Source organism: Oribacterium sp. HCP3S3_B9, from assembly GCF_052064255.1.
Classification (GTDB): Bacteria; Bacillota; Clostridia; order Lachnospirales; family Lachnospiraceae; genus Oribacterium.
Genome location: NZ_JBQHVY010000008.1, coordinates 76,278 through 97,063 on the forward strand (window position 1 = coordinate 76,278; position 20,786 = coordinate 97,063).

General features: G+C 53.6%; 17 protein-coding genes and 1 riboswitch. Of the genes, 5 read left to right on the top strand and 12 right to left on the bottom strand.

Translation table 11 applies throughout. The features are described 5' to 3' along the window. Positions 1 to 164: 164 nt before the first annotated feature. The 3 genes from ACTNC3_RS06015 to ACTNC3_RS06025 all read left to right on the top strand — a co-directional run bounded on the left by ACTNC3_RS06015 (position 165) and on the right by ACTNC3_RS06025 (position 3,130). Positions 165 to 1,106 (top strand): sugar-binding transcriptional regulator, encoded by a 942-nt coding sequence (locus ACTNC3_RS06015; RefSeq protein WP_441226804.1) that lies wholly within the window; start codon positions 165 to 167, stop codon positions 1,104 to 1,106. Positions 1,107 to 1,139: 33 nt separating this feature from the next. Further along, a complete protein-coding gene (gene lsrK, locus ACTNC3_RS06020) occupies positions 1,140 to 2,702 on the top strand; it encodes an autoinducer-2 kinase (RefSeq protein WP_441226805.1) in 1,563 nt (520 codons plus the stop codon). A gap of 77 nt (positions 2,703 to 2,779) precedes the next feature. Further along, on the top strand, positions 2,780 to 3,130 hold the full coding sequence (locus tag ACTNC3_RS06025) for a cupin domain-containing protein (protein ID WP_441226806.1): 351 nt from the start codon (positions 2,780 to 2,782) through the stop codon (positions 3,128 to 3,130). 178 nt (positions 3,131 to 3,308) lie between these two features. Here the strand turns inward: ACTNC3_RS06025 and ACTNC3_RS06030 are convergent, their stop codons facing one another. Continuing rightward, positions 3,309 to 4,310, bottom strand: a complete 1,002-nt coding sequence (locus ACTNC3_RS06030; protein ID WP_441226807.1) for a homoserine O-succinyltransferase — start codon at positions 4,308 to 4,310, stop codon at positions 3,309 to 3,311. Between the two features lie 186 nt (positions 4,311 to 4,496). Beyond that, positions 4,497 to 4,601, top strand: a riboswitch (SAM riboswitch). A 160-nt stretch (positions 4,602 to 4,761) separates the two neighbouring features. Between ACTNC3_RS06030 and metK the strand changes: the two genes are divergently transcribed. Both metK and ACTNC3_RS06040 read left to right on the top strand, forming a co-directional pair. Continuing rightward, positions 4,762 to 5,820, top strand: coding sequence for a methionine adenosyltransferase (gene metK / locus ACTNC3_RS06035; RefSeq protein WP_410042908.1), 1,059 nt, complete (start codon positions 4,762 to 4,764; stop codon positions 5,818 to 5,820). 1 nt (position 5,821) lies between these two features. Next, the gene (locus ACTNC3_RS06040) at positions 5,822 to 6,526 is read left to right on the top strand and encodes a hypothetical protein (RefSeq protein WP_441226808.1); all 705 of its coding nucleotides are present in this window, start codon (positions 5,822 to 5,824) and stop codon (positions 6,524 to 6,526) included. A gap of 140 nt (positions 6,527 to 6,666) precedes the next feature. Here the strand turns inward: ACTNC3_RS06040 and tpiA are convergent, their stop codons facing one another. From tpiA to ACTNC3_RS06095, 11 genes are all read right to left on the bottom strand, one after another. Then, complete coding sequence (gene tpiA / locus ACTNC3_RS06045) at positions 6,667 to 7,416, bottom strand: triose-phosphate isomerase (protein ID WP_410042906.1); 750 nt, start codon at positions 7,414 to 7,416, stop codon at positions 6,667 to 6,669. A 73-nt stretch (positions 7,417 to 7,489) separates the two neighbouring features. Next, a complete protein-coding gene (locus tag ACTNC3_RS06050) occupies positions 7,490 to 8,710 on the bottom strand; it encodes a phosphoglycerate kinase (protein ID WP_410042905.1) in 1,221 nt (406 codons plus the stop codon). Between the two features lie 84 nt (positions 8,711 to 8,794). Then, positions 8,795 to 9,808 carry a type I glyceraldehyde-3-phosphate dehydrogenase gene (gene gap, locus ACTNC3_RS06055; protein ID WP_410042904.1) on the bottom strand — a complete coding sequence of 338 codons (1,014 nt, stop codon included), beginning with the start codon at positions 9,806 to 9,808 and terminating at the stop codon, positions 8,795 to 8,797. A 176-nt stretch (positions 9,809 to 9,984) separates the two neighbouring features. Further along, positions 9,985 to 11,679 (bottom strand): Na/Pi cotransporter family protein, encoded by a 1,695-nt coding sequence (locus tag ACTNC3_RS06060; protein WP_441226809.1) that lies wholly within the window; start codon positions 11,677 to 11,679, stop codon positions 9,985 to 9,987. Between the two features lie 164 nt (positions 11,680 to 11,843). Beyond that, positions 11,844 to 12,680, bottom strand: a complete 837-nt coding sequence (locus ACTNC3_RS06065; protein ID WP_410042902.1) for an N-acetylmuramoyl-L-alanine amidase family protein — start codon at positions 12,678 to 12,680, stop codon at positions 11,844 to 11,846. Between the two features lie 252 nt (positions 12,681 to 12,932). After that, the gene (locus ACTNC3_RS06070; RefSeq protein ID WP_410042901.1) at positions 12,933 to 13,775 is read right to left on the bottom strand and encodes an undecaprenyl-diphosphate phosphatase; all 843 of its coding nucleotides are present in this window, start codon (positions 13,773 to 13,775) and stop codon (positions 12,933 to 12,935) included. A 21-nt stretch (positions 13,776 to 13,796) separates the two neighbouring features. After that, positions 13,797 to 14,471: a uracil-DNA glycosylase gene (locus ACTNC3_RS06075; RefSeq protein WP_441226815.1), complete on the bottom strand. Its 675-nt coding sequence runs from the start codon at positions 14,469 to 14,471 to the stop codon at positions 13,797 to 13,799. A 95-nt stretch (positions 14,472 to 14,566) separates the two neighbouring features. Continuing rightward, the gene (locus tag ACTNC3_RS06080) at positions 14,567 to 15,262 is read right to left on the bottom strand and encodes a metallophosphoesterase family protein (RefSeq protein ID WP_410042899.1); all 696 of its coding nucleotides are present in this window, start codon (positions 15,260 to 15,262) and stop codon (positions 14,567 to 14,569) included. Then, a complete protein-coding gene (locus ACTNC3_RS06085; RefSeq protein ID WP_441226810.1) occupies positions 15,259 to 17,175 on the bottom strand; it encodes a BMP family ABC transporter substrate-binding protein in 1,917 nt (638 codons plus the stop codon). The genes ACTNC3_RS06080 and ACTNC3_RS06085 overlap by 4 nt, the downstream gene beginning before the upstream one ends. A 218-nt stretch (positions 17,176 to 17,393) precedes the next feature. Next, a complete protein-coding gene (locus ACTNC3_RS06090) occupies positions 17,394 to 18,578 on the bottom strand; it encodes an N-acetylmuramoyl-L-alanine amidase family protein (protein ID WP_441226811.1) in 1,185 nt (394 codons plus the stop codon). Between the two features lie 69 nt (positions 18,579 to 18,647). Then, positions 18,648 to 20,573, bottom strand: coding sequence for a sugar phosphate nucleotidyltransferase (locus ACTNC3_RS06095; RefSeq protein WP_441226812.1), 1,926 nt, complete (start codon positions 20,571 to 20,573; stop codon positions 18,648 to 18,650). Positions 20,574 to 20,786: the final 213 nt, after the last annotated feature.

Below are 20,786 nucleotides of genomic sequence, written 5' to 3' on the forward strand. Positions count from 1 at the left end.
CGCGCATTCCAAATATTTTATTGTTCAGTTTAACAACTGTGCAAATGAACGCTTTATTTATATTGACATTTTGCACAATGCTCTTTATACTTTTGATAAACATATTTTTATGCCATGAACATTTGTTGCGTTTAGCCACCGATTTTTATACAGAGGATCTCATCATGGAGCAGAACTATAACTATGAAGAAGAATTAATGATTAAAATCGCCTGGTATTACTATATCGAGAACCTGACGCAGCAGGAAATCGCGAAGCTTCTGGGCATTAACCGTATCAAAATCCTTCGTCTGCTCGATAAGGCAAAGGAAAACGGGCTGATCACCTTCCAGATTCGAAACAGCAGTACCCGACGTCTGAATATGGAAAAGGACTTCAAGGATCTGTTTCATTTAAATGATGTCCTGATCATCCCATCGCCGCCATCCGGTGATTCTTTAAACGATTCCCTGGCACAGGCAGCCTCCATGTACATCAATCAGCGCATCAAGGATAATTCCTATATCAATATGGGCTACGGCGATACGCCGAGCCGGATACTGAACTATCTGGCCCAGCGCTCGGAAAGTCCGATCAATGTGATCTCGCTGACCGGTGGTGTCAATTACTACCTGCCGAACGCGCAGTCCAGTATCTTCAACGCCCGCCTGCATCTGATTCCGAGTCCGCTGATTCTGAGCTCTTCCTCTATCATGGAAGAACTGAAAAAGGAAAGTGATATCCAGCGCATCGCAAACATGGCCATGATTTCTGATTTCACTGTCGTTGGCATCGGTGGCATGGACACCAGTGCTGCCACCATCATCAAAAACGCCATCCTGACGCCGGATGACTACCTGTTTCTGCAGAAGCAGGGCGCCGTGGGGGATATTTTAAGTCACTTCATCGACATCCACGGACATCTCATCGACAGTGACCTCGAGAAGCGCCTGATGAGTCCTCCGCTGACCAAGATCGAGAACTTCAACAATGTCATCGGTGTCGCCGGTGGCCCGCATAAAATCGAAGCGATCTACGCCACCCTGATGGGCAGCTATCTCGACGTCCTGATCACAGATGAGGACACGGCTGCCGCTATTCTGGAGCTTTATCAAAGCAAACAATAATCATATATTTCGAAAGAAAGGATGGTTTATCAAATGAAGAAATATTTAATGGCGATCGATGCCGGAACCGGAAGCGTACGTGCGGTTCTCTTCGATGTAGAGGGAAACCAGATCGGCTGCTCTCAGCATGAGTGGACGCATAACGAAGACCCTCGTTTTCCAGGAAGCATGGACTTCGACTGGACCTTCAACTGGAAACTGGCCAGCAGCTGTGTTCGGAACGTCCTCGCCGAAACCGGCATCGATCCTGCAGACATCGCAGCGATTTCGACCACCTGCATGCGTGAGGGTATCCTCCTGTACGATCAGGACGGAAACGAGATCTGGGCCTGCGCCAATGTCGACGCCCGCAGCACAGATGAAGTCGCGGAGCTGATTCGGATGGATCCGGATCTGGAGCTTGCGCTGTATAAGAAGTCCGGTCAAAGCTATGCGCTCAATGCGATTCCTCGTATTCTGTGGGTTAAGAACAATCTCCCGGAGATTTACGAAAAGACCGCAAAGGTCGGCATGTTTAACGACTGGCTGATTTACAAGCTGACCGGCGTACTCGCTGTCGAGCCGAGTAACGGATCGACCACCGGTCTCCTGGATCTGCAGACACGTACATGGGATACCGACATCGCCGCAAAGTGTCATCTGCGCACTGACATCTTCCCGGACGTTCTGGAATGCGGATCGATTGCAGGTGCCGTCACCGCAAAGGGCGCTGCCGAAACCGGTCTCGCAGAGGGGACACCGGTCGTCGTCGGCGGTGGTGACTGTCAGCTCGGCACCATCGGTGTCGGCGCATGCAAGCCGGGCGAAGCCGCGGTATTCGGTGGCAGCTTCTGGCAGTATGAATTTAATACCGACAGCGGAAAGACCGATCCATACGGACGCGTCCGTGTAAACTGTCATGCCGTACCCGGCGTATGGCAGTACGAGGCGCTCGCCTTTAAACCAGGCCTCGTGATGCGCTGGTTCCGCGATGGCTTCTGTCAGGAGGAAAAGAGAAAAGCAAAGGAGATCGGTGACGATCCGTATAACCTGATGAACCGTGAAGCCGAGAAGATCCCGGCTGGATGCTATGGCATGATGTGCTGCTTCAGTGATGTGATGAACTTCATCAACTGGAAGCATGCCGCGCCGACCTTCACAAACTTCGAGCTTTTACCAGAGAAGTTTAACAAGTATACCTTCTACCGCTCCATCCTGGAAAATACCGCGATGCTGGTGAAAGGACATATCGAGCTCGTAAAGGAAGCCACCGGAAACGAGCCGGACAAGCTGATCTTCGCCGGCGGTGCATCCGTAAGTGATTTATGGTCGCAGATTCTCGCCGATGTCACCGGAAAGACGGTGGTTACACCGGTCGTGAAGGAGGCAACTGCCCTCGGCGCAGCCATCTTGGCCGGCTATGGCGTCGGGATCTATCCTTCTATCGCTGAAGGCGCTGCCCGCTGCGCAAAGATCGATAAAACCTTTACACCGAACCTCGAAAATAAAAAGATCTACGATGAGATGTATCCGGTATGGCGGGAGGTCTACAAGGCAAACCTCGCACTCTGCGATCGAAAGCTCACGAAGAATATGTGGATCGCGCCAGGCCTGTAAGCAGTACCTGATTCGTATAAAACATTTAAGTGAAACTCAGATTCAGAGTTCACAAGAAGAAAAGAAAGGAAATAGACATGTTTGTAGTAAATGAGAAAGATTTTGAATACCGTTTCGGTGACAGCGGCCCGAAGTATCTGATGAAGGGACCTCGCATGAACTATGCACTGGTTCAGTTCCAGCCGGGGCAGGATTTCCAGGCACACTATCATAATGTCATGGAAGAGAACTTCTATATCTTAGAGGGAAAAGTCGATATCGTGGTTGACGGCGTCTGCCACACCTTAAGCGAAGGCGATTTCATCCATATCGAGCCAGGTGAGGTGCACTATGTAAAGAACGCCTACGATCAGACGGTTAAGATGGTTTCTACCCTTGCACCTTTCCAGGAAGTGGATAAGGTCAATGTAGATAATCCTGTATGCTGATGTCTGAATATCCATATCTGTATATTTATTTCTAAAGAAAACGGAGGCTGTCCATCAGGACTTGCCTCCATTTTTCATTGTCTTAATGTATGTATACTGCAAAGATGGTGCACAGCATCATGCGATGCCGTTCTGAACTCCTGTCCATATACGCACAGTGCCCGATTCAGGATCTGATTCAGGACTTCTTGCCGGCCATCATGATCGTATCACGCTCTTCTACATGGTCGCCCTTCAGATAGCTGTCTGCCTGTACCGGTGACAGCTCATGAAGATCATACGGGGTCTCCTGGTACACGAAGTTCAGCCAGTTCGTGTAGGTGCAGTTCGAGGTCGAACGCCAGCTGAGGATGGGTTCCTTTGACGGATCATCATCCTCATAGTAGCCGACCGGGAGCTTCGGATCGAGGCCCTTCTTCACATCGCGTTTATACTCCTTATCGAGGTCGTACTTATCATACTCGGAGTGGCCGGTGATGAAGATCTGACGGCTCGAGCAGGCGAGGATCATATAGCTGCCGCCCTCTTCCGGCTTCACCGCTTCCGCGACGACGTAAAGCTCTGGATTCTTCCGTACCGCCTCCTCATCGATGCCCGTATAGCGGGAGATCGGCACATTGAAATAATCATCCATGCCGCGCATGATCATCTTCTTCCGGTGGAGCACCTTCTGACGATAGATCCCGGAAAGCTTTTCCGGGAGCAGACGCTTCTCGATGCCATAATGATAGTAGAGTCCGGCCTGCGCCCCCCAGCAGATGTGAAAGGTCGAGAAGACATGGGTCTCGGACCACTTCATGATTTCCGTAAGCTCCGGCCAGTACTCCACCTCCTCGAACGGAAGCTTCTCGACCGGTGCGCCGGTGATGATCAGACCATCGAAGTACTCCTGCTCCACCTGGTCCAGGGTCACATAGAACTTATTGAGATGAGAGGCGTCGGTATGCTTCGACTCGTGGGTCGCCACGGTCATAAAGGTGATCTCTGTCTGAATCGGGAAGTTCGACAGCACGCGGAGGATATCGAGCTCCGTGTCCTCCTTCAGCGGCATCAGGTTCAGAATCGCGATCCTAAGCGGTCGGATCTCCTGAGACTGCGCTCGCTTCTCATCCATCACAAAGATGTTCTCGTTCTCCAGGATATGCTTCGCAGGTAAATCATTCTGTACTTTAATCGGCATAGGGTACCTCGTTTATGTTTATGATCAGACCAGTATAGGCGATTTATGAATGAAAATGTACAGGAAAATGTATTTTCATGCAAATAAATGAAACTGAACCAAATTATATCTCGAAATCCTATTGCACACAACCAAAACTCATGCTATAGTACTATCCGCACTTGAGAAATCGGTGCGCAATTTCATAACTTATTCAGAGACGGTGGAGCTACATAGGAGCGATGAAGCCGCAGCAACCCCGGAAACGGAAGGTGCTAACCTGAGCGAACGTTTTGTTTCGAGCAATAAGATGCGGATTTTCAGCCTGTCGATTGTTCGGCAGGCTTTTTTATACATCAGTCCCCTGCCGGGAGACTCGTTCATCGAACATTCCGGCACCGTGCTTCACAGCGACTGATCCGCAAAAGACACTTCGAAACACCATTTGGCTTACGCCAGAAAGGATTTACACATGTTATTTTCATCAGAGCAGGTATCCAACGGGCATCCGGATAAGATCTGTGATCAGATTTCCGATGCCATCGTAACCGACATTCTGCAGCACGATGAGCTCAGCCGTATCGCAGCCGAGACCATCATCAAGGATTACGAAATCACCGTGATGGGTGAGATCACTTCCAACTATGAGCCGGATTACGACAAGCTGATCCGCGATGTACTCCGCAACATCGGTCTCACCGATGTCGAGAAGTACAACATCCGTTACCTGATTTCCAGACAGTCCCCGGACATCGCGATGGGTGTTGATAACGACGGTGCCGGCGACCAGGGTATGATGTTCGGCTATGCGACGAACGAGACCGCGGAGATGCTGCCGATTCCATACGTTCTTTCCACGAAGGCGCTGCTCAAGCTGCGTGCCTACAACCTGAAGGACGGCTTCCGGAAGTTTCGTCCGGATGCGAAGGCACAGGTATCCTTCGATTATGATACTCACCGCATCGACACCTTCCTGATCTCCACCCAGCATGCCGAGGAGACCTCTCTCGACGAGGTACGTGAGATCGTTTCCGGCATCATGAAGGAAACCGCAGAGGAGATGGGCCTCAACACCGACTTCCGTGTGCTGGTGAATCCGACTGGCCGCTTCGTTCTCGGTTCCTCCTTCGCCGATTCCGGTCTGACCGGTCGTAAGATCATCGCCGACACCTATGGTGGAGCCGCACATCACGGCGGCGGAGCCTTCTCCGGTAAGGATCCGAGTAAGGTCGATCGTTCCGCTGCCTATATGGCACGTAAGATCGCCCGCGACATCGTAAACGCCGGCAAGGCGGATCGCTGCGAGGTACAGCTGGCCTACGCGATCGGCGTCGCAGAGCCGGTTTCCGTATATGTCGACTGCTTCGGTACCGAAAAGCAGGATCGTAATACCATCTGGGAGGAAATCAAGCACAACTATGACCTGACTCCGAAGGGCATCACCCGTGCGCTGGATCTCCGCCACGTAGATTACAACCTGGTATCCAGCTACGGTCACTTCGGCAAGTCCGAGCTTCCATGGGAGAAGTAACTTGTCCCAGATGAAGTCAAAAGAAAAGACACTCTGGCATGATGGTCTTCAGTACGATCTGCTCCTCGGCATCGTCCTGGAGCTGATCGTACTTTTCGTTTCCATCCTCTTCTGGCATATGCAGTTCCCGAAGCTGGCCATCGCGAAGGCAGCGGTCCTGAACCTCCTGTATCTCGTGCTGGCACTCCCACTGCTCGTCGGCATCTTCGGGCTCTCGGCACGGTCGATGGAAAACACCTTCTGGACCCGGCTCCTCACACAGCTCGCGTGGCCGGCACTCCTTGCCGGTGTCCTCGCCGCCCTCATCCTCTGCCTGATCCCGCCCTACTGCTCCGGCAGTACGAAGCCGAAGCAGTATATGCAGATCGATCAGGGCATCGACGAAAACATGCTGGCCGACCTGCAGCAGCTCTTCCCGGAGACCATCCTGCCGACTGCCGGTGATGTCTCCTACCAGTACTATAAGTACACGAGTATCCTCGAGAACAGCCTGCACATAAGCCTCGGCGAGACGCTCGACGAAGCCAGCTTTCAGCGTGAAGCTGCCCGCATCGATGCTCTGCCGATGCTTACATCCGGCACCCGCACGGAAGGCGAGAACATCACGCTCATCGATCTCCAGACCCCGGAGGGTCTCCTCCTGCACCTGAGCCTCGACGCCGCCTGCCACCGCATCATTTACTCTGCCAGCTGCCAGCAGTACTGATCTTAAGAATTTCGTAAGGGGGTCTGACCCCATTACGAAATCCTTACGAAATCCTTAAGCCGGCCGTAAGGGGGTCTGACCCCATAAAAATGACCCCATAAAAAAACGGAACCTTCAGCGGTTCCGTTTTTTTGTATGGATTACTTATTGTAGTTTACGATGGTGCCGAAGTCCGGCTTCAGAGATGCGCCGCCGATCAGTCCGCCATCGATATCCGGCTGTGCGAGGAGCTCCTTGCAGTTGCCGGCATTCATGGATCCACCATACTGGATGCGGATCGCCTCTGAGGTATCAGTGTCATAGATCTCACCGATGGTCTCACGGATCGCCTTACATACCTCTTCAGCCTGTGCGGAGGTCGCCGTCTTACCGGTTCCGATCGCCCAGATCGGCTCGTACGCGATAACGACACCCTTCGCCTGATCAGCGCTTACGCCCTGGAATGCGATCTTGATCTGCATACGGATCCAGTCCTCAGTGATGCCCTGCTCTCTCTGCTCGAGGGACTCACCACAGCATACGATCGGCTTCAGACCCTTCTCAAGTGCCTTCAGAAGCTTCTTATTGATGTCCTCGTCGGTCTCATGGAAGTAGCCTCTTCTCTCGGAATGGCCCATGATCACGTACTCTACGCCCGCATCGACGAGCATGTCTGCAGAAATCTCACCGGTGTATGCACCCTTATCCTCGAAATACAGGTTCTCTGCGCCTACATGTACATTGCTGCCCTTTACAGCATTGACCACTGGTACGAGGTCGATAGCTGGTACACAGTACACAACGTCCACGTCCTCATTCTGCACAAGTGGCTTTAATGTCTCGACGAGCTTCAACGCCTCAGAAGGAACCATGTTCATCTTCCAGTTACCGGCAATAATCTTCTTTCTCATATAGATACCTCTTTCTAAGATGATGAAAAAAAGCCGGAGGCACTCCCACGGAAGGCCTCCGGCCACAGTTCAATTAGTTCTTATCGTCTGCTGCAGCAACACCCGGAAGCTCCTTACCCTCAAGGAACTCAAGGGAAGCGCCACCACCCGTAGAGATATGGCTCATCTTATCGCCATAGCCGAGCTGGTTAACCGCAGCTGCAGAATCACCGCCACCGATGATGGTTGTCGCATCGGTATCTGCGAGTGCCTTCGCAACGGCCTTCGTACCAGCCGCAAGGGTCGGGTTCTCGAATACACCCATCGGTCCGTTCCATACAACGGTCTTTGCGGACTTTACAGCCTCTGCATAGAGCTCAGCAGTCTTCGGTCCGATATCCATGCCCATCTTGCCAGCCGGAATCTTGTCAATGTCTACAACCTCTGTATCGATCGGTCCATCGATCGGATCTGGGAAGTGATCGGTGATGACGGCATCTACCGGAAGAAGAAGCTTCTTACCAAGCTGCTCTGCCTTTGCAATCATCTCCTTGCAGTAGTCAAGCTTCGTCTCATCGCAGAGAGAAGAACCGATCTCGTAGCCCTGTGCCTTTGTGAAGGTGAATGCCATACCACCACCGATGATGAGGGTATCGCACTTCTCAAGGAGGTTCGAGATAACATTCAGCTTATCTGCAACCTTCGCACCGCCGAGGATCGCTACGAAAGGACGTACCGGATTCTCAACCGCCTGGCCGAGGAACTGGATCTCCTTCTGCATCAGGTAGCCGACCACATGCGGGCCATTGATGTACTTGGTAACACCAACATTGGAGCAGTGTGCTCTATGTGCAGTACCAAATGCATCATTTACGAATACATCTGCGAGAGAAGCCAGATCCTGTGAGAATGCATCACCATTCTTGGTCTCCTCTGCTCTGTAACGAGTATTCTCGAGAAGAATCACATCACCGTCCTTCATCTCTGCAACGGCTGCTCTTGCGTTTGCGCCGACAACCTCAGGATCTGCTGCAAACTTTACTTCCTGGCCGAGAAGCTCGGAAAGTCTCTTTGCAACCGGAGCGAGGGTCTTGGAAGGCTTATCCTCCTCTGTCTTCACCTTACCGAGGTGGGAGCAGAGAATCACCTTGCCACCGTCCGCGATCAGCTTCTTGATGGTCGGAAGTGCAGCGACGAGTCTGTTCTCGTCGGTGATCACACCATTCTTCAGAGGAACGTTGAAGTCGCATCTGCAAAGGACGCGCTTGCCCTTTACATCGATATCATCCACTGTTAACTTGTTTAAACCTGCCATAATAAATCTCCTTTTATAAAAAGAGGCCAGGCCCATGAAGGCCGGACCTCTTTAAAGTCATATCCCTATATATTCTGAGAGGAATTAGTCAGCAATCAGAGAACCGAAGTACTTGATTGTTCTAACCATCTGAGATGTGTAGGAGTTCTCGTTGTCATACCATGAAACAACCTGTACAAGAGTCTTGCCGTTGCCCATCGGGAGAACCTTGGTCTGAGTAGCATCGAAGATGGAACCAGCCATGGAGTTGATGATATCGGAAGATACGATCTCGTCAGTGTTGTACTCGAAGGACTCAGTCTCCTCAGCCTTCATCTGAGCGTTAACCTCATCAGCGGTTACTTCCTTAGCAACAACTGCATCAAGGATGGTAGTGGAACCTGTAGCTACAGGAACACGCTGAGCAGCACCGTTCAGCTTGCCATCAAGCTCTGGAAGAACGAGGCCGATTGCCTTTGCTGCACCGGAGGATGCAGGAGTGATGTTCTGAGCACCTGCTCTGGAACGACGAAGGTTGCCCTTTCTCTGCGGTCCATCAAGGATCATCTGATCGCCAGTGTAAGCGTGTACAGTGGTCATGAAGCCGGACTCGATCGGAGCGAGGTCGTTAAGAGCCTTTGCCATCGGAGCGAGGCAGTTGGTGGTGCAGGATGCAGCGGAGATGATCTGATCATCAGCTGTAAGAGTCTTGTGGTTTACGTTGTAAACGATGGTCTTCAGATCCTTACCAGCAGGTGCAGAGATCACAACGTGCTTAGCACCAGCGTTGATGTGTGCCATGGACTTCTCCTTAGAGCAGTAGAAACCTGTGCACTCAAGAACTACGTCGATGTCAAGATCCTTCCAAGGAAGGTTTGCAGCATCCTTCTCCTTGTAGATCTCGATCTCCTTGCCATTTACGATGATGGAGTGATCGGTAGCCTCTACAGTACCGTTGTATCTGCCGTGGGTCGTATCATACTTAAGAAGGTATGCAAGCATCTCCGGGCTGGTCAGATCGTTGATTGCTACAACATCATAACCCTCAGCCTGGAACATCTGTCTGAATGCGAGACGACCGATACGGCCGAAACCATTAATCGCAACTCTTACTGCCATAATAATATCCTCCTGATATTTTAATGAAATAAATGGTTACATAAACATTTCCATTAGCATCTGTTATTGTATGCTATCAAATGTCTTTTTGCAAGTACAAAACAGTGATTTTGTGAAAAATTTCACAGTAAATATACAAATTGGCCGATGCCCCTACGGGCACCGGCCAGAGCAGATTACTGCAACATAGATTTTACATAGCCCGCGATGTTGTCGGCGTGGTCCGAAATACGCTCGAGGTCACCGATGACATCGAGGAAGGCCACACCTGCGGAGGTACTGCACTTGCCCTCGCTGAGACGCTGCATGTGATGCTCACGCATCTCACGCTCCATCCTGTCCACGATATCCTCGGAGCGCTTCGTATCGATGACTTCATCGATGCTGTTATCTTCGAGTGCATTGATGGACAGGCTGAAGCTTGCCTGCGCCTGCTGTCCGATCTTCTGAAGATCCTGGATACCCTTTTCTGTGAAGTGCACGCCGTTGTCGAAGATATATTTCGCCTTTTCGACGATGTTCTCTGCATGATCACCGACACGCTCCATATCCGTCAGTGTATTCAGCATCCGGGTTACCTCAAACTTCTGACGCTCGCTGAGGGACAGCTGGTCGATCTTGATGAGATAATTCGTGAGAAGTCCCGTCATATGGTCGATCAGCTTCTCCCGATCATGCACATCCTGAATCAGCTTCTCGTCTCCGCTCTCCAGTGCACCACAGGCGTCGTTGATATTGACCGCGACGACACGGCCGAGGTTGACGACCTCGCTTTGGGTCGCCGCCAGGGCGATCGCCGGGGACTCCAGGATACGCTCATCGAGATGGCGGCGGAGACGCTGCTCTTCGATGTTCACCTTATCCTCTGCGGTCTGTGCGCCTTCGGCGACGGTTTTCTCCGGAACGAATGCGCCGGAAAGCTTCACAAGAAGATCACCGAACGGATAAAGCACGAGTGTACAGCACACATTAAAAATCGTATGGAAGATCGAAATCTCCACCGGCGTAAGCATGCCGTTGAAGAACTGCGGCACTGCGAAGGAGGCTGCAAAAATCAGTACTCCGAACATCACAGCACCCGCCACGTTAAACAGCAGGTGAATGCAGGCAGCCCGCTTCGCTGTGCGGCTGGTACCCGTCGCGGAAATCACCGCCGTCACGCAGGTACCGATGTTCTGTCCGAGGGTGATATAGAAGCCGGAGGCTCTCGGAACCGCTCCTGCAAGCGCCAGGGTCTGCAGGATAGAAACCGAAGCAGCGGAGGACTGGATGATACCGGTCACGACGGCACCGACCAGGATGCCCAGGATCGGATTTCCGCCGATCGCACGGAACGCATCGGAAAAGATCGGTGAATCCGCATATGGGGATACCGCACCCGACATGAACTCGAGGCCGATGAAGATGAAGCCGACACCGATACAGAAATTACCGATCAGGTCATCACTGCCCTTCTTGCCAAACAGGATACGGAACGCACCGATGGCGATCAGTACCGGTGCAAAGAAATCCGGCTTCAGCACCGTCAGCATATCGCTCGAAATCTGTGTCAGCGATACCATCCAGGCCGTGATCGTCGTACCGATATTCGCACCCATGATGATTCCGACCGCCTGTGAAAGATTCATGATGCCGGCATTTACGAAGCCAACGACCATGACCGTCGTCGCAGATGACGACTGCACCAGTGCCGTGATCGTCGCACCGAGCACCACCGCCATAAAGCGGTTCTTCGTCACGATGTCCAGGAATCCCGAGATCCGGTTACCTGCCGCCTTCTGCATGCCGTCACTCATGACCGACATACCATACAGGAACATACCTAGTCCGCCCAGAAGACGGAACAGACTCGCCACATGATCTACTGTCATAATCACCTCTAGATAAATGTCGATGTAAAATCGAACGCCAGGCAGCAACCCCTGCCAAGTCGGATTATAACAGACCGCAAATTTCGTGTAAACCGTTCGTAAAGTTCCTTCGCAGATACAAAAAAGAGGCGGAGGGACATCCTCCACCTCTGCCCGCACAGTGCTCAGCCCTGTGCAGCTGTAAAACCATAATAAATGTTGATGCCATCCAGCAGTCCGGCTGCGATCTTGTCGCAGGCCGCCTGGCTGTGGTCACTGGCCTTATCCCCGACCTCGATATCCACTGACGGTACCGTCGAGTAGGCGGTCTGGGTCAGATCCATGTCCATGCTGCCACTCGAGAACACCTTCATACCCGATGCCTTGAGTCCTGCGATGAGGCTCTCACCAAGCTTCTCATGCTTCTGCCAGTAGCTCGCCACCGGCTCCATCGACTTCAGTGCATCCGGTGTGCTCATGAAAAAGACGCCCTTGTTTGACTTCGTGGAATCGAAGTGGATCGCGATATGGCAGTCCGCCTTATTGTTTGCGATGACCGTACGTGCGATATTATCGAGCTGTACATCCTTATCATCACGAATCATGAGCACATCGTAGCCATCCGCCAGCAGCTTCTGCTTCAGACTCTCGGCGACCATCAGGGTCGCCACCGGCTCCGCCGTACCATCGGCGAAGGTCATGCCGCCGGAAACGGCCGTCGCAGTCGTGCTGCCGGCGGCCGTCGAACCGCCGGTTACCTTTTTCGATCCATCCGGATGACACAGGGTCCGTACCGATCCGCCGCCCTTCGTACCGTGGCCTGCATTGACCGCCACGGTAATGCCCTTTCGTGCACTCTCGGCGACATCTGTGGTATAGAGGACGGCCTTTCCGGTGTTGATCTTCGAATTACCGGCATACTTCCAGTCCAGATTCAGTCCGATTTCTGTGCTTGCGAGCGAGCTCATGCACATACATACGGAAAGAACAGCTGCCGTGATCAAAACGCTTAATTTCTTCATGTTCTTCTCTCTTTCACTCCATCGTATACATCATGGCACAGGGCGCGGATCATCTATACGATGCCCTGCCCAGCACGCCCCTCAGCCGCACCCACCCTGCGGATGGGCGACTGTATCCATCGCTGCCGGACATCTCTATGCTCGTTTTCTTTCTACACTAGAAGTCTACGCGAAAAAAAAGAGGCATGCAACAACGAAACACGAACATAGCTCTTACATATTTCTTACGTTTATCGCGCAGATCCGTCCATATCAGTGAAGCAGTGCCGAAATCGCGAACCAGATCAGGACGATGATGCCGAGGCCGATACGATAGTATCCGAAGATGGCGAAGCTGTTCTTCCGGATGTAGCGCATCAGGAAGTTTATGCAGTATACGCTCACGATATAGGCGATGACCATACCGAGGATCAGATAGAAGAGCTGCGGGCCGGTGAAGGCGAAGCCGAACTTGATGATCTTCAGGAAGCTCGCACCGAACATGACCGGTACCGACAGGAAGAAGGAAAACTCTGCAGCCGGTGTACGTGCGACGCCGATCAGCATCGCGCCGAGGATCGTCGCGCCAGAACGGGAGGTACCCGGAATCAGTGCGAGGCACTGGAAGAGACCGATATAGATCGCGGTGCGCATATCCAGATCCTGCAGACGATTGATGTGAAAATCGACCGTTTCGTTCCGCTTCTCGATCAGAATGAAGAACACGCCATACAGGATCAGCATCAGCGCCACGACGAAGCCGTTATAGAGATACTTGTCCAGGAGGTCATCGAAGAGGATACCGATGACGGCCGCCGGGATGCAGGCGACGATGATCTTGATCCAGAGATCGACGCGGGATGGCACGAGGCCGACGCGTCCATTCGAGCGACGACGTGCAAACGGCCAGAGCTGACGGAAGAAGGTGGTGATGACCGCGAGGATCGCGCCCAGCTGGATCACGACCTCGAAGACCTTATAGTACTCATCCGGCTGGTTCAGCCGGATCAGCTCATTGACGAGAATCATGTGTCCTGTACTGGAGATCGGAAGCCACTCGGTGAAGCCCTCCACGAGTCCGAATACGATAATTTTTAAGGTTTCAACAAAACTCATTCTATTTCCTCCACATATTGCTTATGCCTGTCGATTTTCGATCTGCCAGTCGATCGGCGTGAGGCCGTGTGCCTCCAGGTACTGATTTGTTTTCGAGAACGGACGTGAGCCGAAGAAGCCACGATAGGCACTCAGCGGACTCGGGTGCGGCGACTTCAGAATCAGATGCTTCGGATTCCGCAGCATCGCCTCCTTCATCTGAGCCGGACGGCCCCAGAGGATAAATACCATCGGGCGGTCGATCTGATCCAGTACCCGGATCGCCGCATCAGTGAACGCCTCCCAGCCGATGCCGTGATGGCTGTTCGCCTGATGTGCCCGCACGGTCAGCACGGTGTTCAGCATCAGCACACCCTGATCCGCCCACTTTTTCAGATACCCGTTATCTGGAATCGTGCAGCCGAGGTCGTCATGCAGCTCCTTATAGATGTTCACGAGGGATGGCGGGATGGCCACCTCCGGCTTCACCGAAAAGCAGAGCCCATGGGCCTGTCCCGGCTCGTGGTACGGATCCTGTCCGAGGATCACCACCTTCACCTTTTCCAGCGGAGTGAAGGAAAAAGCATTGAAAATATTCTCTGCCGCCGGATAGATCGTCTGCGTTTTATATTCCTGATCGACGGTATGGTACAGCTGTTCATAGTACGGCTTGCTGAATTCCGCCTCCAGCGGCTTCAGCCAGTCATTCGTAATCATCATTTCTTTCTCCTGTGCACACTTTCGTGCATTCTTTCGCCGACGGGTCAACGCACATACCGATCCGTGGTCGGTACGACGCGCGCAGCATATATTTATCCGTGATAAACATTGTGACTCCGGGACCTGGAAACATTCTTATAAAGATCATACAGGAGGGATCCCGTCTTTCCTTCCTCCGGATAATCATCGCCGCTCTTCAGATCCAGCACATACTTCCCGTAGCAGTTGATGATCGTCGTCCCGCTCGGATGCGTCCGTACGCGCTGAAAATCACCGCCGTAACACGGATGTACATGACCATGAATCATGTATTTCGGATGGTAGCGTTCGAGCAGCTCGTTTAAGCAGCGGAAGCCCTGATGCGGCAGGTCGTCCATATCGCCGTAGCCCTGCGCCGGCGCATGTGTTACCACGATATCGAAGCCGTTTCGCAGTGCGATGGCCGAGCGAAGCCGGTCGATCCGCTTCTCCATCTCACGCTCCGTATACATATAGTTTCCTTCTTTATACCGCATCGAGCCGCCGAGGCCCAGGATGCGAAGTCCGCGAAAATCATAGATGCGATCGTCCACGCAGTCACAGCCGAGCGGCGGCATCGTATCATAACAGTTGTCATGATTTCCATGCACATAAAGCAGCGGTGCATGTCCAGCCGTCACCAGAAATTCGAGGTAATGCGGATTCAAATCGCCGGCAGACACGATGAGGTCGACATCCCTGAGCTCGGCCGGATCGTAATAATCATAGAGCTTCTTATCCTCTTCGTCTGCAATCAGTAATACCTTCATAATGAACCTTTCAGAAATCCGCTGATACGGATCAGCTCCTGTGCCCGCTGATTAAAGGCCTCGAGCTTCGGAATCTCACCGATGATGTTATCATTGAGCCAATGCATATTCACGATCTCTTCGCTGGAGAGCCGTGGTGCCTGCGCGTCCTTTATGAGGCCCTCCTGACTGTGGATTTCTCCGTCAAACGGATGGATTCGTCCGGATAGAACACCCTCGCGAAGCGCCGTCAGCATCTTCCGGGAGGCATAGTGGAGCTGCCCGGAAAGAATCACATCGATGACCCCGGATTCCATACCGAACCAGAAATTCAGTGCCTCATGTGACTTCGTAAGTCGGCTGTTGTCCCAGGAGCCTTCCAGAATCGAACGGAGGATGATCTCATAGAAGCGTCCCCAGTCGAAGATCGGCGTGGCAATGTTGGATACCGCACCGTCCTCTGCTATCCGATAGACGCCGAACTCTCGCGACAGCTTCTTCGCCGGTGTCAGTTCCGGTCCGGAGATCGTCCGGATGCCCTGACTGAGCAGCGACTTCTTCCAGTCATGATCCCGGAGTGCCGACCACTCGAGATGGATCCAGGCATATGGATTGATCATCTGTGCACCGATGGCGAAGGCATTGACGTTGGAAAGCGTGCCATACAGCGGGCAGAGCTCCGCGTAGCCGATCTCGTCACCGTCCGTCACCGAGGCCGCGAGCGCGCCCATCAGGAACTTCGCCTCATACATACGGCCATAGTAGGTCCGGATCGAATTATAGCTGCTGTTTACTGAGCAGTTCAGGATATGGATTTTCGGGAAGCAGACCTTCGCCTGTACCGAAGCCTCCACCATCATGCCCGTCGTCGTAAAAATCACCTGTGCGCCGGCAGCCGCTGCCTCATCGATCGCAGCACTCACGCGTGCCGGCGTATCGCAGTCCGCCCAAGTCAGGGTCTCAAGCTGCGTGCCGAAGCGTCCGGCGATGTAGTTCCGTCCGAGCTCATGCTGGTACGCCCAGCTGGAGGTCTCCGGATTCTTCTCATAGATAAAGGCCACCGTCAGCTTCCGGTCCGCGCTCTGCTGCATCAGGCGCTTAAAGAAGGAACTGTCCTTCTGGAGGACATCCGGGGTTTCCACGAGCCGGATATCCTCCGGCTCCTTCAGGAATTCATGCCAGATCTTATCGAGGTTCGCATCGATTTCCTGCGTCGAGATATGCTCGAGGCTCTTCGCGCCATAGATGCGAAGATAGATGAGGAAGGCATCACCACGGGTGATATCGAGATGTCCGCCGCCCTTTCGAAGAAAGCGCTCCGCAAAGCGGAAGAAATCTGCCTTTACATCATTGCGCACCTCCGACGTCCATGGCTTCTCCATGGACAGTCCGAGGACCTGACAGAGCTTCTGATAGGACCCCTCTTCCGAAAAGCAGATGCCATAGATGCCGCTCACCTTAAAGAAATCGACGAACTCGAAGTAGATGCGGTTCGTCTTGTCATCGGTATGCTGTGGCAGCAGTCGGATGACGTCCGCGAGGATGGATACCATGCCGGTAAAGCGCGAAACCGATACGCGCTTGTTGCCCTCCTGCACATAGAAGCGCCCCATGTACTCATACACGAGGATCGCGTCCCGGATGCCCTCCTGAACAGCAGAATCATAGAGTGCCGACCACTTCATCGAAAACTCGGTCTTCGGCGGCAGCAGCGGCATGAAATTGCTGGCGAAGGCCTCCTGCCGGCCATGCGTCTTCGTGCCGGCGATGTCGGCGATCGGAATCTCGACCAGTCCGATATGATTCTCTGCAAGTATGCTTTCCGGCTTCACGATATCATCGAGCGCCGTAAGATATGGATAGCGTCCGAATGTGATATCCCGGCGGTACTGACTCTCCCCCATGTGCCAGGCCTTCGTATAATCTTCGATCATCGCGATCCCCCTCTCTGCTTCATCTGATGACTGCGTCTTAAAAACAAAGCTATAATACTCTATCTCAGCGGACAATGCTACAGCCTGCGGCATCATCGCGAAGCAAATTATACCGTTTGCCACCGTCTGACAGCAGTTCAGCCAGAGCCCCGAAGGGTTCTGGCTGAGTGTTTATGTCTGCTTCGATTATGTACTTTTCCGATTTGTTATTTTGATTTTTACATCGGTCCCGTCAGGCTGCCGACCTTCAGTTCCTCGATCGCGCCGGAGGAGCTGGTCGTCGTGCTCACCGGTGAGGACGTCGTCACATTGCTGCTTCCGCTCACAGAGCCCGGTCCCGCCGCCTGCGTCGTTTCATACTGTGATACGCCGCCCGGACCGGCCGTCGTGCTCGTCCCCGGCTCACTCGTCGTGATGTTCGAGCTTCCGGTGCTGCCCGGTGTCGTCACCGTCGAGCTACTGCCGCCTGGTGTCGCTGCGGTCACAGCGTTGCTGCCAGAGGTGCTCGTGGTGGTGCTGCTGGTACTGCTGGTGCTGCCACCTGCGTGGGTTACAGAAACACCGCCGATCGCCGAGGTGCAGGCGCCGTTCGCATCGAAGCTGTAGTCTGTGCCGCCGATGGTCACGGTCTTTCCTGCAATCATCTTACCGTTGTTTAAGTAGTAGTACGCACCCTTCGACTCGAGCCAGCCTTCAATCATCTTGCCATTCTCGCCGAAGTAGTACCACTCGCCCTCGATCTGCTTCCAGCCCTGGGCCATCTTTCCGCTTGAAGTATCCAGATAGTACTTGTGTCCCGAGGTATCGGTCTTCCATCCGGTCTGCATCACGCCCTTCGCGTTCAGGTAGTAGTAGCTTCCCTCCTGTGCGTACCAGCCCGTCTGCATCACGCCGTTCGACTCGAAACGATACCAGCTGTTATCGATCTTCGCCCAGGTATCCATCAGCAGGGTGCCATCACCCGGCTGGAAATAGTACCACTTATCGCTGATCTGACGCCAGCCGGTCGCCATCGAGCCATCGCCCTTCAGATAGTACCAGCGGGTCGTCCCGTTTTCGGTCAGCTTCAGCCAGCCCGTCTGCATCACACCATCCGTCTTCATGTAGTACCACTTGTTATCGATCTGGCGCCAGCCGGTCACCATGAGACCGTTCGAGCGGAAGTAGTGCCAGTTCCCGTTGATCTTCTTCCAGCCCGTCACCATATATCCGTCACTGCCGATATAGTAGTAGCCGGAAGAGGTATGGATCCACTTGCTGTAGATATACTTATTCGTGGAATCGTCCACGTAGTAGTACTTGCCATCCTTCTGGCCCCAGCCTGCAAAGCTCGGTGTCGCAAACGCCGCACATCCGATCGCCAGGGTGAGTCCCAGGACACGCATTTTCGCCTTCATATTCATAGTGTCGCCCTCCGATTGTTCATAGCTAGATTCTATCACGCTTTTGCGCGTCTGTTCCATAAGCTTCGCTTAAATTTTCCCCGAATTTCGTAAGAATTTATACGAATCCTTAAAGTATCGGTACATTCGGAGCGTATAATCGCCGAAGCTCTCCCCGAGCGCCATCTTGTATACACACCAGAGAGCCCATAAAAGCCCGCCGAGCCCCATATAGGCGACGACCAGCGCATAGGCTTCCTCGTCGTCGAGTCCCTGGAGGGCAATGCCTCCGTCCGCCACATCGTCACCGGACGCTCCCGTTGTCGTTTCCGACAGGGACGGTGCTTCGCCGATCAGTGCCGTACGATAGAGCTCGATCAGCTGCTTCGTCTCCTCGAAGCTCATGTAGGAGTAGATCGCCGCCATCGCAAGATCCGTCAGCGGATCTGCCATGCCACAGTACTCCCAGTCGATCATCTTGAGCCCCTCGTCCGTGAAGATAAAATTATCCTTTACGGAATCGATGTGAGCGATCGTCTTCGGACGCTGCTGCGCCGCTACGAAGCGGAAGACCTCCTCCGCATGGAGACGCACCTCCGGATAATCCTCAAACGGGATCACCGCACCCGCCTCACGGATGTACGTCTCATAACGCAGCATCTCCTCATGAAGATCGAAGTCATGCTTCAGCACGATGCCGGAATTATGCAGACGCTTCAGAAGTGCCATGCACTGCCGAAGCTCCACCGGATTCCCGTAGTCTGCATTGCGCGCCCCATGATAGTAGCGGGAGATCTTATAACCGTTCTCCGGATTGAAGTACACAAGCTCCTCGGTGATGCCGAGCTGCGTCACTGCCTGGTACACCTCGCCCTCGTGGAAACGATCGATCAGCTTCTCTGTGCCCGGTCCCGGGATACGACAGATGTAGTCCTTTCCACGGTACTCCGCCGGTGCCTCCGGTGTATCCAGCACCGAAAAGTACCAGGACTTGTTCGTCATCCCGGCCTTCAGGCAGCGGATGTGCACGATACAGGACTCCGGGATGCCGAAGACCCGGGACACGAGCTGCATCGCTTCGGAGCCGGAATGATTGACATACTTCTCATCGAACTGCCGAAGCTCCTCGAGATTTTCGAACTCATAGATTTCCCCCTCCGGCTGCTTATTGATATAGATCGGCGGCAGCAGCTTCAGATTCCGAATCAGTACATCCTCCCAGTAGAACTGCTCCGTGCCCGGCATCCGGTAGTAGCTCTCGATGAACGGCAGAAACTGTTCCGAAAACTCCTTCGTAAAGTACACCGGCCCATACATGCACCACTGATCACAGCCACCGACCCGCACATCCCGGATTACACCGTTTCGTGCGGTCTCGATCGCCCATTCCCGGGTCTCCCCCTTCATGAAGCTCGCCGCATACCAGGCATCCGCCTCATAGCGATGGTACATATTCTCCCGCATCCAGTTATCGGAGGACAGAATATAGCAGTTATGCCCCCGGAGCACCGACGCCGCATGGTGCATCGTCGCCAGCGTGTTCTTCGTCGCATATTCCGGATTGTAGATCAGCTTCACCTGGTACTTATCGATGAGGTACTCGAACTTCTCCTTCAGGTACCCGACCATGATCGTGATATCCGTGATCCCCACCTCATGAAGCTGTCGGATCTGACGCTCGATCATCCGCTCCCCGAAGACCTCGAGCAGTCCCTTCGGTGTCTCATACGTGAGCGGCACGAAACGGGAGCCGAAGCCCGACGCCAGTACGAGCGCCGCGTCCACCCGGTGGGCCTCCAGGTGCTGCTGCCCTGCATCCGTCAGTTCATACAGCACATTCCGGCCACGCCCCTCATCATGGCTCAGCTTTCGGAGAAGCCCCTGATTCACCGTCTCCTGCAGGAGCTGATTCGTCTTCCCCAGCGACACTCCCAGCGCCCCCGCCAGGTCCCGCTGCGTACTCTCCGCACGCTCATATAAAGTCCTCAGAATAATCGTCGTCTCCCGCTCCAGCATCGTGTTCCCGCCTTTCACTTTTTGTTCATTTAGTTCATATTTTTCTCGTTTTCGAACATGCTATCATATTTTATATGATATTTCAATATTCTATAGACGGCGGGGGGGGGGGGGGGGGGGGGGGGGGGGGGGGGGGGGGGGGGGGGGGGGGGGGGGGGGGGGGGGGGGGGGGGGGCGCGGGCGGTGGGCGGGGGGGTCCCCACGTAACGACAC

Excerpts from the sequence above, each read along its gene's own strand:
- ACTNC3_RS06015 (WP_441226804.1), top strand. The coding sequence starts at position 165 with ATGGAGCAGAACTATAACTATGAAGAAGAATTAATGATTAAAATCGCC.
- lsrK (WP_441226805.1), top strand. The coding sequence starts at position 1,140 with ATGAAGAAATATTTAATGGCGATCGATGCCGGAACCGGAAGCGTACGT.
- ACTNC3_RS06025 (WP_441226806.1), top strand. The coding sequence starts at position 2,780 with ATGTTTGTAGTAAATGAGAAAGATTTTGAATACCGTTTCGGTGACAGC.
- ACTNC3_RS06030 (WP_441226807.1), bottom strand. The coding sequence starts at position 4,310 with ATGCCGATTAAAGTACAGAATGATTTACCTGCGAAGCATATCCTGGAG.
- metK (WP_410042908.1), top strand. The coding sequence starts at position 4,762 with ATGTTATTTTCATCAGAGCAGGTATCCAACGGGCATCCGGATAAGATC.
- tpiA (WP_410042906.1), bottom strand. The coding sequence starts at position 7,416 with ATGAGAAAGAAGATTATTGCCGGTAACTGGAAGATGAACATGGTTCCT.
- ACTNC3_RS06050 (WP_410042905.1), bottom strand. The coding sequence starts at position 8,710 with ATGGCAGGTTTAAACAAGTTAACAGTGGATGATATCGATGTAAAGGGC.
- gap (WP_410042904.1), bottom strand. The coding sequence starts at position 9,808 with ATGGCAGTAAGAGTTGCGATTAATGGTTTCGGCCGTATCGGTCGTCTC.
- ACTNC3_RS06060 (WP_441226809.1), bottom strand. The coding sequence starts at position 11,679 with ATGACAGTAGATCATGTGGCGAGTCTGTTCCGTCTTCTGGGCGGACTA.
- ACTNC3_RS06065 (WP_410042902.1), bottom strand. The coding sequence starts at position 12,680 with ATGAAGAAATTAAGCGTTTTGATCACGGCAGCTGTTCTTTCCGTATGT.
- ACTNC3_RS06070 (WP_410042901.1), bottom strand. The coding sequence starts at position 13,775 with ATGAGTTTTGTTGAAACCTTAAAAATTATCGTATTCGGACTCGTGGAG.
- ACTNC3_RS06075 (WP_441226815.1), bottom strand. The coding sequence starts at position 14,471 with ATGATTACGAATGACTGGCTGAAGCCGCTGGAGGCGGAATTCAGCAAG.
- ACTNC3_RS06080 (WP_410042899.1), bottom strand. The coding sequence starts at position 15,262 with ATGAAGGTATTACTGATTGCAGACGAAGAGGATAAGAAGCTCTATGAT.
- ACTNC3_RS06085 (WP_441226810.1), bottom strand. The coding sequence starts at position 17,175 with ATGATCGAAGATTATACGAAGGCCTGGCACATGGGGGAGAGTCAGTAC.
- ACTNC3_RS06090 (WP_441226811.1), bottom strand. The coding sequence starts at position 18,578 with ATGAATATGAAGGCGAAAATGCGTGTCCTGGGACTCACCCTGGCGATC.
- ACTNC3_RS06095 (WP_441226812.1), bottom strand. The coding sequence starts at position 20,573 with ATGCTGGAGCGGGAGACGACGATTATTCTGAGGACTTTATATGAGCGT.